This window comes from Pseudomonas sp. B7 (assembly GCF_016735645.1).
Classification (GTDB): Bacteria; Pseudomonadota; Gammaproteobacteria; order Pseudomonadales; family Pseudomonadaceae; genus Aquipseudomonas; species Aquipseudomonas glycinae.
The window spans coordinates 953,619-967,725 of sequence record NZ_JAERRE010000001.1; the positions used below are offsets into that span (position 1 = coordinate 953,619).

The 14,107-nt window shown below is 61.4% G+C and carries 15 protein-coding genes; 9 read left to right on the forward strand and 6 right to left on the reverse strand.

Annotated features, from left to right (window positions below; translation table 11 throughout):
* The first annotated feature begins 2 nt into the window (after positions 1–2).
* Genes phrB through JKA62_RS04530 form a run of 8 tightly spaced genes read left to right on the forward strand, consistent with a single transcriptional unit; the run spans position 3 to position 6,798 of the window.
* Positions 3–1,448 carry a deoxyribodipyrimidine photo-lyase gene (gene phrB, locus JKA62_RS04495; RefSeq protein WP_201816485.1) on the forward strand — a complete coding sequence of 482 codons (1,446 nt, stop codon included), beginning with the start codon at positions 3–5 and terminating at the stop codon, positions 1,446–1,448.
* The gene (locus tag JKA62_RS04500) at positions 1,441–1,863 is read left to right on the forward strand and encodes a nuclear transport factor 2 family protein (RefSeq protein ID WP_011335912.1); all 423 of its coding nucleotides are present in this window, start codon (positions 1,441–1,443) and stop codon (positions 1,861–1,863) included. The genes phrB and JKA62_RS04500 overlap by 8 nt, the downstream gene beginning before the upstream one ends.
* Complete coding sequence (locus tag JKA62_RS04505; protein WP_064384001.1) at positions 1,860–2,642, forward strand: SDR family NAD(P)-dependent oxidoreductase; 783 nt, start codon at positions 1,860–1,862, stop codon at positions 2,640–2,642. Before JKA62_RS04500 ends, JKA62_RS04505 begins: the two co-directional genes overlap by 4 nt.
* A complete protein-coding gene (locus tag JKA62_RS04510) occupies positions 2,639–3,886 on the forward strand; it encodes an NAD(P)/FAD-dependent oxidoreductase (RefSeq protein WP_201816488.1) in 1,248 nt (415 codons plus the stop codon). The genes JKA62_RS04505 and JKA62_RS04510 overlap by 4 nt, the downstream gene beginning before the upstream one ends.
* Positions 3,883–4,698, forward strand: a complete 816-nt coding sequence (locus JKA62_RS04515; RefSeq protein WP_201816491.1) for a DUF1365 domain-containing protein — start codon at positions 3,883–3,885, stop codon at positions 4,696–4,698. Before JKA62_RS04510 ends, JKA62_RS04515 begins: the two co-directional genes overlap by 4 nt.
* The gene (locus tag JKA62_RS04520; protein WP_011335916.1) at positions 4,685–5,956 is read left to right on the forward strand and encodes an SAM-dependent methyltransferase; all 1,272 of its coding nucleotides are present in this window, start codon (positions 4,685–4,687) and stop codon (positions 5,954–5,956) included. Before JKA62_RS04515 ends, JKA62_RS04520 begins: the two co-directional genes overlap by 14 nt.
* Complete coding sequence (locus JKA62_RS04525; RefSeq protein ID WP_011335917.1) at positions 5,949–6,440, forward strand: DUF2878 domain-containing protein; 492 nt, start codon at positions 5,949–5,951, stop codon at positions 6,438–6,440. Before JKA62_RS04520 ends, JKA62_RS04525 begins: the two co-directional genes overlap by 8 nt.
* A 52-nt stretch (positions 6,441–6,492) precedes the next feature.
* On the forward strand, positions 6,493–6,798 hold the full coding sequence (locus JKA62_RS04530) for a YkgJ family cysteine cluster protein (protein ID WP_011335918.1): 306 nt from the start codon (positions 6,493–6,495) through the stop codon (positions 6,796–6,798).
* A 40-nt stretch (positions 6,799–6,838) separates the two neighbouring features.
* Here JKA62_RS04530 and JKA62_RS04535 read toward each other — a convergent pair whose 3' ends face one another.
* The 6 genes from JKA62_RS04535 to hemA all read right to left on the reverse strand — a co-directional run bounded on the left by JKA62_RS04535 (position 6,839) and on the right by hemA (position 12,199).
* Positions 6,839–7,357 carry an acyloxyacyl hydrolase gene (locus tag JKA62_RS04535; protein ID WP_011335919.1) on the reverse strand — a complete coding sequence of 173 codons (519 nt, stop codon included), beginning with the start codon at positions 7,355–7,357 and terminating at the stop codon, positions 6,839–6,841.
* A gap of 112 nt (positions 7,358–7,469) precedes the next feature.
* Positions 7,470–8,261, reverse strand: coding sequence for a glutamate racemase (gene murI, locus JKA62_RS04540; RefSeq protein ID WP_011335920.1), 792 nt, complete (start codon positions 8,259–8,261; stop codon positions 7,470–7,472).
* Complete coding sequence (locus tag JKA62_RS04545) at positions 8,254–9,009, reverse strand: molybdopterin-synthase adenylyltransferase MoeB (RefSeq protein WP_011335921.1); 756 nt, start codon at positions 9,007–9,009, stop codon at positions 8,254–8,256. The genes murI and JKA62_RS04545 overlap by 8 nt, the downstream gene beginning before the upstream one ends.
* Positions 9,003–9,833: a peptide chain release factor N(5)-glutamine methyltransferase gene (prmC, locus tag JKA62_RS04550; protein WP_201816494.1), complete on the reverse strand. Its 831-nt coding sequence runs from the start codon at positions 9,831–9,833 to the stop codon at positions 9,003–9,005. Before prmC ends, JKA62_RS04545 begins: the two co-directional genes overlap by 7 nt.
* Positions 9,834–10,916: a peptide chain release factor 1 gene (prfA, locus tag JKA62_RS04555; protein WP_011335923.1), complete on the reverse strand. Its 1,083-nt coding sequence runs from the start codon at positions 10,914–10,916 to the stop codon at positions 9,834–9,836.
* Complete coding sequence (gene hemA, locus JKA62_RS04560) at positions 10,913–12,199, reverse strand: glutamyl-tRNA reductase (RefSeq protein WP_007951716.1); 1,287 nt, start codon at positions 12,197–12,199, stop codon at positions 10,913–10,915. The genes prfA and hemA overlap by 4 nt, the downstream gene beginning before the upstream one ends.
* A gap of 182 nt (positions 12,200–12,381) precedes the next feature.
* Here hemA and JKA62_RS04565 point away from each other — a divergent pair, with 182 nt between their 5' ends.
* Entirely contained in the window at positions 12,382–14,106 is a 1,725-nt protein-coding gene (locus JKA62_RS04565; RefSeq protein ID WP_007951720.1) for a tetratricopeptide repeat protein, read from the forward strand.
* Position 14,107: the final 1 nt, after the last annotated feature.

The window sequence follows — 14,107 nt, forward strand, 5'->3', positions numbered from 1 at the left end:
ACATGCAATTGATCTGGCTGCGCAGCGACTTGCGCCAACATGACAACACTGCCCTCGCAGCCGCCGCCGAGCGTGGCCCGAGCGTGGCCGTGTACCTGTTGAGCCCGCAGCAATGGCAGGAACATGACGACGCGCCGTGCAAGATCGATTTCTGGCTGCGCAATCTGCACGAGCTGAGCAAAAGCCTCGGCGACCTGAACATCCCGCTCCTGATCCGCACCGCGCCTCACTGGGATCAGGCACCGGCGGTGCTGCTCGAGCTGTGTCGGCAACTGAAGATCGAGGCAGTGCACGTCAACGAGGAATACGGCATCAACGAAAGCCGTCGCGACGCAGCCGTTGCCAAGGCGCTGCAAGCCGAAGGCATAACGTTCCATAGCTACCTCGACCAATTGCTGTTCAAGCCCGGCAGCGTGCTGACCCGCACCGGCACTTACTTTCAGGTGTTCAGTCAGTTCCGCAAAGTCTGCTACGAGCACCTGCACCGTTCGATGCCTTCGCTGAAACAGGCGCCGGGCAAACAGTCAGCGCTGAACATCGCCAGCGACCCCGTTCCAGAAGCCATCGAAGGATTCCCGACTCCCGGCGCATCCCTGCGCGCCCTGTGGCCCGCCGGTGAAACCGAGGCCCGGCGACGCCTCGACACGTTCGCCGATGCACAGATCGACTATTACAAGAGCGAACGTGACTTCCCGGCCAAACCCGGCACCAGCCAGCTCTCGCCTTATCTGGCCGCGGGTGTGATCTCGCCGCGCCAGTGCCTGCACGCTGCCCTGCAAAGCAATCAGGGCGAATTCGAAAGCGGCAAAGTCGGGGCCATCACCTGGATTAACGAACTGCTGTGGCGTGAGTTTTACAAACACATCCTCGTCGGCTATCCGCGGGTTTCACGGCATCGCGCATTCCGTCCGGAAACCGAAGACCTGGCCTGGCGCAATGCCCCCGAGGACCTGGCCGCCTGGCAAGAGGCCCGCACCGGCTTGCCGATCATCGACGCGGCCATGCGCCAACTGCTGGAAACCGGCTGGATGCACAACCGCCTGCGAATGGTGGTGGCGATGTTTCTGACCAAGAACCTGTTGATCGACTGGCGCGAAGGCGAGCGTTTCTTCATGCGCCACCTGATCGACGGCGACCTGGCCGCGAACAACGGCGGCTGGCAGTGGAGCGCCTCGACCGGCACCGACTCGGCGCCGTACTTTCGCATCTTCAACCCGGTCAGCCAGTCGGAAAAATTCGACAGCGAAGGCTTGTTCATCAAGCACTGGCTGCCGGAGCTGGCCGGACTGAACAAAAAAGACGTACACAACCCGGCCAGTGCCGGCGGGCTGTTCGGCGTCGCGGACTATCCGCCGCCGATCGTCAATCTGAGCACATCGCGGGAGCGGGCGCTGGCAGCCTTCAAGAACCTGCCGTCGCGGTCGTCTCAAGGAGAGAGCGATGAGTGAATTTCTGCGCGGTTTCGCCCGGCGGTTCGCACAGTTGAATAAAGACAACTTGCGAAAACTGGACGAACTGTACAGCGAGGACATTCATTTCACCGATCCGCTGCACGAAGTGCAGGGGCTGACGAACCTGCGCGCTTACTTCCGCGAGTTGTACGCCAACGTCAACGAACTGCGCTTCGATTTCCACGGTTTCGACCAGATCGGCGACGGGGAAGGTTATTTGCGCTGGGTCATGAGCTACCGCCACCCGCGCCTGGCCAGCGGGCAACTGATTCGAGTCTCCGGCTGCTCTCACCTGCTCTGGCGCGACAAGGTTTACCGTCATCGGGATTACTTCGATGCCGGAGCACTGCTTTATGAACATTTACCCATATTGGGTCGGGTGATCGCTTGGCTGAAAAGGAGATTGGGATGAGTCGTACAGCTCCACGGCGTTATTGGCTGACCGGTGCCAGCAGTGGCATCGGCGCGGCACTCGCGGAAGAAATTCTGAAGAGCGGCGCACATCTGGCGGTCAGTTCCCGACAGGTCGCGCCGCTCAAAGTGTTGGCACAGCGCTATCCGGGCCAGGTGCTGGTAGTGCCGGGAGACCTGACCAACAGCCAGACTGTCCGGGAAATAGGCGAGAAAATCGCCATGGACTGGGGCGCGCTGGACACAGTGATCCTCAACGCCGGCACCTGTGAGTACGTCGATGCCCGGCAGTTCGACGCCTCGATCATCGAGCACGTGGTGCGCACCAACCTGCTCGCCAGCAGCTATTGCATTGAAGCCGCGTTGCCCTTGCTGCGCAAAGGGACGGCACCGCATCTGGTGGGCATGGCCAGCTCGGTGACCTATGTGCCGCTGCCCCGCGCCGAAGCCTATGGCGCATCGAAGGCCGGGCTGCGCTATCTGTTCGAGTCCCTGCGTATCGATCTGGCGGACGAAGGCATTGAAGTGACCGTGATCAGCCCCGGTTTTGTAGAGACACCGCTGACCGCCAAAAATGATTTCCCGATGCCGCTCAGTTGGCCTGTGGATAAAGCCGCACGGCACATCTTCGCCAAGCTGAAAGATCGACCGCTGGAAATCGCCTTTCCGGCACTGTTCATGGCGGTTCTGTGGCCACTGTCGAAAATGCCTGCGCGGGTACAACTGGCAATTGGCAAACGCATGGTGCGCAGCAACCCTCCGCTCAAGGACGCAACATGAAGATCGCCATTGTCGGCAGCGGCATCGCCGGTTTGACCTGTGCCTATCTGCTCGCTCGTCGGCATGACATTACGGTGTTCGAAGCCGACGCCCGGATCGGCGGCCACACGCACACCGTGCCTGTGACCGTGGACGGGCGCGAGTATGCGGTGGACACCGGCTTCATCGTGTTCAACGACTGGACGTATCCCAACTTCATCCGTTTGCTTGGCCAACTGGGTGTGACGTTCAAACCCACCGAGATGAGCTTTTCGGTCAACGATCCGGACACCGGTCTGGAATACAACGGCAACAACCTGAACAGCCTGTTTGCCCAGCGCAGCAATCTGCTGTCGCCCGGATTCTGGGGCATGTTGCGCGACATCCTGCGATTCAATAAAGAAGCCCGGCGCGACCTTGCCGAACAGCGGATCACCGCGGACACCACACTCGACGATTACCTCAAGGCCGGCGCTTACGGCGAGCGCTTCATCCTGCATTACATCGTGCCGATGGGCGCGGCGATCTGGTCGATGCCGATGGCCGAGATGCTCAATTTTCCGTTGCAGTTCTTTGTGCGGTTTTTTGAGAACCACGGGTTGCTGTCGGTCAGCAACCGTCCGCAATGGCAGGTCATCGAGGGTGGTTCCAGCGCTTACATTGCGCCGTTGACCGCATCGTTCAAGGAGCGTATCCGCCTGAATTGCCCGGTGGGCCGGATCGATCGCGATGCGCACGGCGTGGTTATCCACAGCCCGGCCGGCATCGAACGTTTCGACAAAGTGGTGCTGGCCTGCCACAGCGACCAGGCCCTGCGACTGCTGGGAAGTCCTGACGATAAAGAAAGGGAAATCCTCGGCGCCCTGCCCTACGCCGACAACGAAGTGCTGCTGCACACCGACACCCGTCTGCTGCCCACGCGCAAGCGGGCCTGGGCCAGCTGGAACTATCGCCTCGGCGGAGCCGGTCATACCCGGGCGGCCGTGACCTACGACATGAACATTCTGCAAGGCATCCACAGCGACACCACGTTCTGCGTCAGCCTCAACCAGAGCGCTGGCATCACGCCGTCCAAAGTGCTGGCGCGCTTCACCTATGCCCACCCGCAATTCAGCCTCGCGGCCGTGGCGGCACAGCAGCGCTGGGTTGAAATCGACGGCGCGCAACACACGCATTATTGCGGCGCTTATTGGGCCAACGGTTTTCACGAGGACGGCGTGGTCAGCGCCCTGCGCGTGGCCGCAGCCTTCGGAGAAAGTCTGTGAACAGCGCGCTCTACAGTGGCTGGATTGCCCATCGGCGATTCGCACCGCGCCGTCATCAATTCCGTTACCGGATCGGCATGCTGTATCTGGATCTGGCTGAACAGGAAGCGGTGCTGGGCCTGTCCCGACTGGCGGGCACCAGCCGCTTTGCGCCGTTTTCATTTCGCGAAACCGATTACCTGAAAACCTTCACCGACCGGGGCGTGCGCCTGAGCGATGCGGTGCGCCAGTTGGTCGGCGAAGCCCTGGGCCATGCGCCGCAAGGTTCGATCTGCCTGCTGACCCAACCGCGCAGCTGGGGCCTGTCGTTCAACCCGGTGAGCTTTTTCTATTGCCACGAGGCCGACGGCCAACTGGCGGCGATTCTCTGCGAGGTCCGCAACACGCCATGGCGCGAGCGTTATCACTACGTGCTGCCGGCTCGAACGCCGACTCATCTGCGGGACTTTCATCAGCACTTTGCCGTGACCAAGGCCTTTCACGTGTCGCCGTTCCTGCCGCCGGACCTGGAATACCGCATGAGCTTCAGCCCGGCCGCGCAGACTTTGGGCGTACACATGGCCGACTGGCAGGGTGAGCAAAAACTGTTCGACGCCACCCTCGACCTGCAACGCGAACCCCTTGATCGAAGCCACTTGCACCGACACCTGTGGCGCTTTCCCTGGATGACTGCCAAGACCGCGCTGGCGATCTATTGGCAGGCGCTGCGCCTGTTGCTCAAGCGCACCCCGGTGTATGACCACCAACGCGCCGACGACCGTTTTCGAACCGCCACTGTACCGACCGAGGAACGCCACCATGAAATCCACTAGCGTCTCGGCCAAAGCCAGCCTGTTCAGCCCTCACGGCCTGAGCGGTTCGCTGCTGCGCCGGGGAGTACTGCGCCAGCTGGAGCAGCTCAAGCAGGGTCAACTGATCGTCATCGAGGACGGCGAGCGCCACGTCTTCGGCACGCCGGGCAGCGCCCTGGTGGGCGAGATTCAAGTTCTGGATCCGGCCGTCTGGGGCCTGGTCGCCGGCAATGGTTCGATCGGTGCGGGTGAAGCTTTCATCCATGGCTACTGGCGCTCGCCGGACCTGACGGCCGTGGTGCGGGTCTTCGTCAGCAACCTTGAAGTGCTCGACGCAATGGAAGGTGGCCTGGCCCGGCTCGGTCGCCCGCTGGTGCGCGGGCTGCACTGGCTCAACCGCAATACGCGCAAGGGCTCGCAGAAAAACATCGCCGCTCATTACGATCTGGGCAATGACCTGTTCGAGCAGTTTCTTGACCCGACCATGATGTATTCAGCCGCGCAGTTCCTCAGCCCTGACGACAGCCTGGAGCAGGCGCAACTGAACAAGCTGGAGCGGATCTGCCAGAAACTCGCGCTCAAGCCTGGCGACCATCTGCTGGAAATCGGCACCGGTTGGGGCAGCATGGCGCTCTACGCGGCGCAGCATTATGGCTGCAAAGTCACTACCACCACGCTGTCGAAGGAGCAGTTCGCCTTCACTGCCGCGCGCATCGAACGTCTCGGTTTGCAGGATCAAGTGACGCTGCTACTCAAGGACTACCGCGACCTCACCGGCCAGTACGACAAACTGGTATCGATCGAGATGATCGAGGCGGTCGGCCACCGCTTCCTGCCGACCTACTTCAAGCAATGCGCGCAGCTGCTCAAGAGCAACGGCCTGATGCTGCTGCAAGCGATCACCATCCGCGAACAGCGTTACGAACAGGCCCGCCGTGGCGTGGACTTCATCCAGCGCTACATTTTCCCCGGCGGCGCCCTGCCCTGCGTGCAGAAAATGCTCGAAATCGTCGGCCGCGACACCGACATGAACCTGCTGCACATGGAAGATTTCGGCCTGCATTACGCCCGCACCCTGCGTCTGTGGCACGAGAACTTTCGCCATGCTCACGGCCGTCTGACCGAACTGGGCTATGACGATTACTTCCTCAGGTTGTGGGAGTTCTACCTGTGTTACTGCGAGGGCGGATTCCTCGAGCGCACCATCGGCACCGCACAACTGGTGCTGGCCAAACCGGCGGCGATGACCGAGCCTTTGCTGGGCCGGTTCGATGCTTGAGCGGTTGGCCAACGCGGTGCTGTTCCAGATCGGCTGGCTGGCCTGCGTGCTCGGTGGCGACAGCCTTTGGCTGCTACTGGCGCTGGCGGTGCTGGTGATTCATCTGCGCTGGATCAGCAGCTGGGCGCAGGAAGGTCGCCTGTTGCTCTGCGTTGTGATTATCGGCACGACGGTGGACAGTACGCTGCGCGGTCTCGGGGTCTTCGAGTTCAAGGATCTGTCGCCGCTGATTCCGCTGTGGCTGATGTTGTTGTGGGCGTTGTTTGCCACGACATTACGTCATTGCCTGCAATGGAGCGCGAGGCCATGGTGGCTGGCCAGTCTGCTGGGGGCGGCAGGGGGCGCGTTGTCCTATGGCGCCGGCGGACGACTGGCTGGCGTGCAATTTCCCTTCGGAGAGCTCGCGACCCTGATCGGCATCGCGCTGCTGTGGGGATTGCTGTTTCCGCTGTTGCACCAATTGTCCCGGCGGCTGGCAAGGTAAACGCCTGTCAGGCCTTTCACACGGTCATCGGCCACTACCGTACACTGGCGCCATGAAAACCATTCCCCATCGGCAGATCGCCGAGCCCGTTGTCACCTGCTCGACCTGTGCAGCCTGCTGCTGTCAGCTCGAAGTGATGCTGATCACCGATACCGGCGTGCCCGAGCGTTTTATCGATACCGACGATTGGGGTGGAGAGGTGATGCTGCGTCTGGATGACGGCTGGTGCGCGGCGCTGGATCGCGACACGATGATGTGCACGATCTACGAGAAGCGTCCGCTGATCTGCCGCGAGTTCGAAATGGGCGCGCCGGAATGCATCGACGAACGCCAGGGGATTGCCACGGCGTATCGCTGAATACAAAAAAGGAGCGCCAGGCGCTCCTTTTTCATGGGGGTTACAACGGCATCGTGTAATGCAGCGAGTAGCTTTCGACCCCATCGTTGTCGCTGCTCAGGCCGGCGTTGGAATAGTGCGTCGCACGGATCCCGACTTCATGCCCGCCATTGAAGCGCAGGCCGAAACCAAGGCGGTCTTCGAACTGGAAGGAACCGCCGAGCTTGTTGTCTTCGTATTCGGTGTTGGAGAACAGCGCCACGCCGATCCCCGCCTCGACATACGGTTTGACCGACTGACCGGCGAACTCGTAAACAAACACCGGCGAGAACGACAGGCTGTTGTTGCTCGACGTCTTGTCGCCTTCCCAATAAGTGTAGGCGCCGCTCCAGTAACCGGTCAGACGACCGACGTCACTTTGCAGCCAACTCTTGTCCCAGTCGAAATTCATGCCCAGGCGATAAGTCATGGTCGAATCGCTGGTAGCACCCACTGCAAACTCGACGCCAGCAGCCTGTGCGGTAAAACTTTGCCCCATCAGTGCAGCCGCAATCGCGGCCAAGCAGAATAGTCGCTTCACTTTGAAACTTCCTTTTCCGGAACGATCGTTTGGTTTTCTAGGTCACTCTGCGCTATAGAAATCTGCGCTTGGTCAGAAGTTCAGCTGACTTTTTAGATATTTCACATTTTTTTTACAAGGTGAATTTTTCGACGTCGCCATCGACTTGGCCCAGCAGGACCAAGGTACTGCGCAAAGACTCGGGATCGGCGCTGGTCCAGAATCTGACCGGGCGGTTCGGCCCTTCGGCGAGCAGGTCACGCTCGGCCAGAAGTCGCTGCAGTTGTCGAGCCACGGCCGCGCCCGTATCGATCAGGCTGATGCTCTCGGGGATCATCGACTTGAGCATCGGCTTGAGAAACGGGTAGTGGGTGCAGCCGAGGATGATCGTGTCGCAACCGTTGGCCAGAAGCGGATCGACATAGTGCTTGAGCAAGGCACGCAACTGGGGACTGTGCAGGTCGCCGCTTTCAATCAGCTCCACCAGTCCAGGGCATGGCTGCGTGATGACCCGCACATCCGTTGCGAAGCGATCGAGCAGCGCCGCAAATTTCGCGCTCTGCAAGGTCCCGGTAGTGGCGAGTACGCCCACAACACCGCTGCGGGTGGCGGCGGCCGCCGGTTTGACCGCCGGCTCCATGCCGACGATCGGCCACTCGGGAAAATCCCGGCGCAGATCGGCGACGCCGGCCACGGTCGCGGTGTTGCACGCGATCACCAGCGCCTTGGCGCCCTGCTCGCGGAAAAAACCGGCCATCACGCTGCAACGCTGGCGGATGAATTCCGGGGTTTTCTCGCCATAAGGAATATGGCCGCAATCGCCGAGGTACAGCAGCGATTCATTCGGCAGCAGTTGTTGGATTTCCGCCAGCACCGACAGACCGCCGACGCCGGAATCGAAGACGGCAATCGGCGCTTCACGCATGCTGCGAACCACAGACGCTGCAACCGGGGTCGCGCTTGACCCGCAGCTCACGGAAACGCGAGCCCAGTGCATCGATCAACAGCAGACGACCCACCAGTGGCTCGCCAAAACCTGCCAGCAACTTCAAGGCTTCCAGCGCTTGCAAGCTGCCGACCAGACCGACCAGCGGCCCGACCACGCCGGCTTCGCTGCAAGTCAGTTCGGCTTCGCTGCCGTGACCGTACAGGCAGTGGTAGCACGGGCTTTCGGCGCGACGCGGGTCGAACACCGAAAGCTGTCCTTCAAGGCGGATCGCGGCGCCGCTGACCAAGGGCTTGCGCGCCGCCACGCACGCGGCGTTGACCGCTTCGCGGGTGGAGAAATTGTCCGAGCAGTCGAGTACCACATCTACCGCCGCCACAGCTGCGGCGAGGGAATCCTCGTCCAGCGCCTGACGATGGGGCACCAGTCGGATTTCAGGGTTGATCGCGCTCAGGCGCTTGAGCGCCGAGTCGACCTTGGTCATGCCGACGCTATCGGTGTCGTGGATGATCTGGCGTTGCAGGTTGGTCAGGTCGACCGTGTCGAAATCCGCCAGGTGCAATTCACCGACACCCGCCGCCGCCAGATACAAGGCCACCGGCGCACCGAGACCACCGAGACCGACGATCAATACCCGACTGTCCTTGAGCTTCAACTGGCCATCGATGTCGATGTGTTGCAGCAGGATCTGCCGACTGTAGCGCAACAATTCCTGATCATTCAGCACGGCAGGCGCCCCAGGCTGATCCGTTGATGGCCGCCCAGATCGGTGCGGCTGTGGACTTCGTCGAAACCTTGCGTCAGCAGCAGATCGCGCACGGCTTCGGCTTGATCATAGCCATGTTCGAGCATCAGCCAGCCGCCGGCTTCCAGATGGGCCGGCGCCTGGGCGATGATCAGGCGCAGATCGTCGAGCCCGTCGATGCCGGCCACCAAGGCGCTTTCCGGCTCGAAACGCACATCGCCTTCCATCAGATGCGGATCGGCGGCGCGAATGTACGGCGGATTGCTGATGATCAACTCGAAACGCTTGCCTTCGAGGGCGCTTAACCAGTGACTGCTCAGCACCGTCGCGTTGTTCAGGTGCAGGCGCTGGCGATTGCGTTCGGCCAGGGCCACGGCTTCCAGCACGCGATCCACGGCGGTGACTTTCCACGCCGGGCGCTCGCTGGCCAGAGCCAGGGCAATCGCCCCGCTGCCGGTGCCCAGATCGAGAACTTTTGCCGGAGTCGCCGGCAGCAATTCCAGTGCGGCCTCCACCAGCAGTTCGGTGTCCGGGCGCGGGATCAGCGTGTGCGGCGCGACTTCCAGATCGAGCTTCCAGAAACCCTGCTGACCCAGAATGTAGGCGACCGGCTCGCCGCCGCGGCGACGTTGCAGGTACTCGGCAAAAACCAGAGCGGCTTCGCTGGGCACGATGCGCTCGGGCCAGGTGTGGAGAAAACTGCGGGATTTGCCCAGCGCGGCAGCCAGAAGCAATTCGGCGTCCAGACGCGCGGTGGGCGAGTCCGGCAGTTCGGCGGCGCGCAACAGGCTGGCGATGATGGTCATTTACTCACCTATCGCTGCGAGCTGGTCGGCCTGGTATTCGGCCAGCAACGGCTCGATCACCGCTTCGACGCCACCGGCGAGGATTTCGTCGAGGGAATACAGGGTCAGGTTGACGCGATGGTCGGTGACCCGTCCCTGGGCAAAGTTATAGGTGCGGATACGCTCGGAGCGGTCACCGGAACCCACCAGCAATTTACGTTCGCTGGCGATGGCGTTGGCCGCCGCTGCGGTCTGCTGGTCGTTGAGCTTGGCCGACAGCCAGGCCATCGCCCGGGCACGGTTCTTGTGCTGGGAACGTTCTTCCTGGCACTCGACAACGGTGCCGGTCGGTATGTGGGTGATGCGGATCGCCGAATCGGTGGTGTTGACGTGCTGACCACCGGCCCCGGAGGAGCGGTAAGTGTCGACGCGCAAATCCGCCGGGTTGATCTCGATGGCTTCACGCTCGTCCGGCTCGGGCAATACCGCCACGGTGCAGGCCGAGGTATGGATACGGCCCTGGGATTCGGTGGCGGGTACACGCTGTACGCGGTGCGCGCCGGATTCGAATTTCAGCTTGCCGTAAACGTTGTCGCCTTCGATGCGGGCGATGACTTCTTTATAGCCACCGTGTTCGCCTTCGTTTTCCGAGAGGATCTCCACGCGCCAGCCACGGCGTTCGGCGTAACGCGAGTACATGCGGAAAAGGTCACCCGAGAAGATCGCCGCCTCGTCACCACCGGTGCCGGCGCGGATTTCGAGAAACACGTTGCGCCCGTCGTTGGGATCCTTGGGCAGCAGCATGCGTTGCAGGTCGGATTCCAGCGTGATCAGCAATTCCTTGGCTTCGCGGACTTCTTCCACGGCCATTTCACGCATGTCCGGGTCGCTGTCCTTGAGCAGCGCCTGTGCGCCTTCAAGATCGCCTTGTACGCCGAGCAGCTTTTTATAGCCTTGTACCACCGGCTCAAGTTCGGCGTATTCCTTGGAATAAGCGCGGAATTTGGTCTGGTCGGAAATGACTTCGCCGTCGCCGAGCAGCGCGGTCAGTTCCTCGAAACGGTCCTGGAGAATGTCCAGCTTATTGAGCAGTGACGCTTTCATTGCGGTTTTTTATCCGAAAAGCTATCCGGTGAGCCCTCGAGGGCAAAGAGTTCCTGAGCCATGGCCAGCGCATCGAGGCGGCCTTCGGCAGAAAGCTTTTTCAACTGCACGCTCGGGGCGTGCAGGAGTTTGTTGGTCAGGCCACGGGCCAGTTGCCCGAGCACGTCTTCGGCGTTGCCGCCATTGGCCAGCAGGCGCAGGGCCTTTTGCAGTTCTTCGTCGCGCAGGCGTTCGCTCTGTTGACGATAGGCCTTGAGCACATCGACTGCCGCCAGCTCGCGCAGGCGCACCATGAAATCGTCGGCGCCGACCGAAACCATCTCTTCGGCCGCCTGCGCTGCGCCCTGACGGCTCTTGAGGTTTTCAGCGACCACTTCGTGCAGATCGTCGACGCTATAGAGGTAAACGTCGTCGAGTTCGCCGACTTCTGGCTCGATGTCACGGGGAACGGCGATGTCGACCATGAAGATCGGCTTGTGCTTGCGCAGCTTCAGCGCGCTTTCCACCGCGCCTTTACCGAGAATCGGCAACTGACTGGCGGTAGAACTGATGACGATGTCGCTGCGCACCAGTTCGGCCGGGATGTCCGAGAGCAACACTGCGTGGGCACCGAACTGCTCGGCCAGCAGGCTGGCGCGCTCCAGCGTCCGGTTGGCGACCACGATGCGCTTGACCCCCAGTTCATGCAGGTGGCGGGCGACCAGGGTGATGGTCTCGCCGGCGCCGATCAGCAGGGCCTGGCTGCGTTGCAGGTCGCTGAAAATCTGTTTGGCCAGACTGACGGCGGCAAACGCCACGGACACCGGGTTTTCGCCGATGGCGGTGTCGGTACGTACTTGCTTGGCGGCGTTGAAGGTCGCCTGGAACAGTCGCCCCAGCAGCGGCCCGATGGTGCCGGCCTCGCGGGCCACGGCGTAGGCCGATTTCATCTGGCCGAGAATCTGCGGTTCGCCCAGCACCAGCGAGTCGAGCCCGGAGGCGACACGCATCATGTGACGAACTGCCGCATCATCTTCATGCACATAAGCACTCGCGCGCAGCTCATCGAGGCTTAAATGGTGATAGTCGGCCAGCCAGCGCAGCACGATATCGGCCGAAAGCTGATCCTGTTCTATATACAGCTCACTGCGATTGCAGGTGGAGAGGATCGCAGCTTCGCGGCTGTCGGTGAGTCGGCAGAGCTGCTGCAAGGCCTCCACCAGCTGCTCAGGGGTAAAGGCCACGCGCTCGCGGACGTCTACTGAAGCAGTCTTGTGGTTGATACCGAGTGCAAGGAAGGCCATTCAAGGTCGCTGATGGTGACGTGAAGCCGGCAATTGTCCTACTTCGTCAGATTCAGAACAACTACCGCTGACTATTGTCCCAATTGCCGGCCCCTATAATGGCCACAATCGAGTCTCGGTTATGTTTGGCCGAAGGCTTGTGTCATGATGATCCGACCGCAGGTTAGTCGTCCTCTTCCTATATGAATAGATCTTCCGCGTTGCTCCTCGCTTTTGTCTTCCTCAGCGGCTGCCAGGCCTTGGCCCCCGTTTCGCAGGACGGTGCCTCACCGGTCGAAGACACCACGCCGGCTCCTGAAAAGCCCAAGGTTTACAGCTCGTTCAGCCAGGAAACGGTGTTCAGCCTGCTGAGCGCCGAACTCGCCGGCCAGCGCAATCGTTTCGACATTGCCCTGGACAACTACGTGACCCAGGCCATCAACACCCAGGATCCGGGCGTTTCCGAGCGTGCCTTCCGCATCGCCGAGTACCTGGGCGCCGACCAGCCGGCCCTCGATACCGCACTGATCTGGGCGAAAAACGCCCCTGACGACCTCGAAGCGCAACGCGCCGCCGCCGTGCAACTGGCTCGTGCAGGGCGTTATGACGACTCGATGGTCTATATGGAGAAAGTCCTGCAGGGCAAGGGCGACACCCATTTCGACTTCCTCGCGCTATCGGCCGCCGACACCGATCAGGAAACCCGCAACGGCCTGATGAAAAGCTTCGACCGCCTGTTGCAGCGTCACCCGAACAACAATCAGCTGATTTTCGGCAAGGCCCTGCTGATGCAGCAGGACGGCGACACCCAAGGTGCGCTGACCCTGCTTGAAGACAATCCGCCGGAAGATGGTGAGATCGCCCCGATTCTGCTGCGTGCACGCCTGCTGCAAGGGCTGAACCGTGGCGACGAAGCCTTGCCGCTGTTACAGAAAAGCATCAAGAAATACCCGGACGACAAGCGCTTGCGCCTGACTTACGCGCGGATGCTGGTGGAACAGGACCGGATGGACGATGCCAAGGTCGAGTTCTCCACCCTGGTTCAGCAATACCCGGAAGACGACGAACTGCGTTACTCGCTGGCACTGGTCTGCCTGGAAGCCAAGGCCTGGGACGAGGCCAAGGGTTATCTGGAAGACCTGATCGCCCGGGAAAGCCATGTCGATTCGGCGCACCTGAACCTGGGCCGCATCGCCGAAGAACGCAACGACCCACAAGGCGCGCTTATCGAATACGCCCAGGTCGGCCCCGGCAACGACTATCTGCCGGCGCAACTGCGTCAGGCCGATATTCTGATGAACAACGGCAAGACCGCCGAAGCCCAGAGCAAACTCGCCGCCGAGCGTGACGAGCAGCCGGATTACGCGATCCAGCTGTACCTGATCGAAGCCGAAACCCTGTCCGCCAACAATCAGGGCGACAAGGCCTGGAAAGTCCTGCAACAAGCGCTGCAGCAATACCCGGACGATCTGAATCTGCTTTATACCCGTGCGATGCAGGCGGAAAAACGCAATGACCTGGCGCAAATGGAAAAAGACCTGCGCCTGATCATCAAGCGCGATCCGGATAACGCCATGGCCCTCAATGCCCTCGGCTACACCCTGTCCGACCGCACCACCCGCTACGCTGAAGCCAAGGCGCTGATCGAGCAGGCGCACCAGATCAACCCGGAAGACCCGGCGGTTCTCGACAGCCTCGGCTGGGTGAACTTCCGCATGGGCAATCTGGAAGACGCCGAGAAATACCTGCGTCAGGCCCTCGAGCGCTTCCCCGATCACGAAGTCGCCGCGCATCTGGGCGAAGTGCTGTGGGCCAAGGGCAAACAGCGCGAAGCGAAACAAATCTGGGGCAAGTTCCTCAAGGACCAGCCTGACAGCACCATCCTGCGCAGCACCATCAAGCGCCTGACCGGATCCGAGACTCTTTAAC

What these genes read in the sequence shown, in the direction of transcription:
- phrB (WP_201816485.1), top strand. Translation starts at nt 3, where the DNA reads ATGCAATTGATCTGGCTGCGCAGCGACTTGCGCCAACATGACAACACT.
- JKA62_RS04500 (WP_011335912.1), top strand. Translation starts at nt 1,441, where the DNA reads ATGAGTGAATTTCTGCGCGGTTTCGCCCGGCGGTTCGCACAGTTGAAT.
- JKA62_RS04505 (WP_064384001.1), top strand. Translation starts at nt 1,860, where the DNA reads ATGAGTCGTACAGCTCCACGGCGTTATTGGCTGACCGGTGCCAGCAGT.
- JKA62_RS04510 (WP_201816488.1), top strand. Translation starts at nt 2,639, where the DNA reads ATGAAGATCGCCATTGTCGGCAGCGGCATCGCCGGTTTGACCTGTGCC.
- JKA62_RS04520 (WP_011335916.1), top strand. Translation starts at nt 4,685, where the DNA reads ATGAAATCCACTAGCGTCTCGGCCAAAGCCAGCCTGTTCAGCCCTCAC.
- JKA62_RS04525 (WP_011335917.1), top strand. Translation starts at nt 5,949, where the DNA reads ATGCTTGAGCGGTTGGCCAACGCGGTGCTGTTCCAGATCGGCTGGCTG.
- JKA62_RS04530 (WP_011335918.1), top strand. Translation starts at nt 6,493, where the DNA reads ATGAAAACCATTCCCCATCGGCAGATCGCCGAGCCCGTTGTCACCTGC.
- murI (WP_011335920.1), bottom strand. Translation starts at nt 8,261, where the DNA reads ATGCGTGAAGCGCCGATTGCCGTCTTCGATTCCGGCGTCGGCGGTCTG.
- prmC (WP_201816494.1), bottom strand. Translation starts at nt 9,833, where the DNA reads ATGACCATCATCGCCAGCCTGTTGCGCGCCGCCGAACTGCCGGACTCG.
- prfA (WP_011335923.1), bottom strand. Translation starts at nt 10,916, where the DNA reads ATGAAAGCGTCACTGCTCAATAAGCTGGACATTCTCCAGGACCGTTTC.
- hemA (WP_007951716.1), bottom strand. Translation starts at nt 12,199, where the DNA reads ATGGCCTTCCTTGCACTCGGTATCAACCACAAGACTGCTTCAGTAGAC.
- JKA62_RS04565 (WP_007951720.1), top strand. Translation starts at nt 12,382, where the DNA reads ATGAATAGATCTTCCGCGTTGCTCCTCGCTTTTGTCTTCCTCAGCGGC.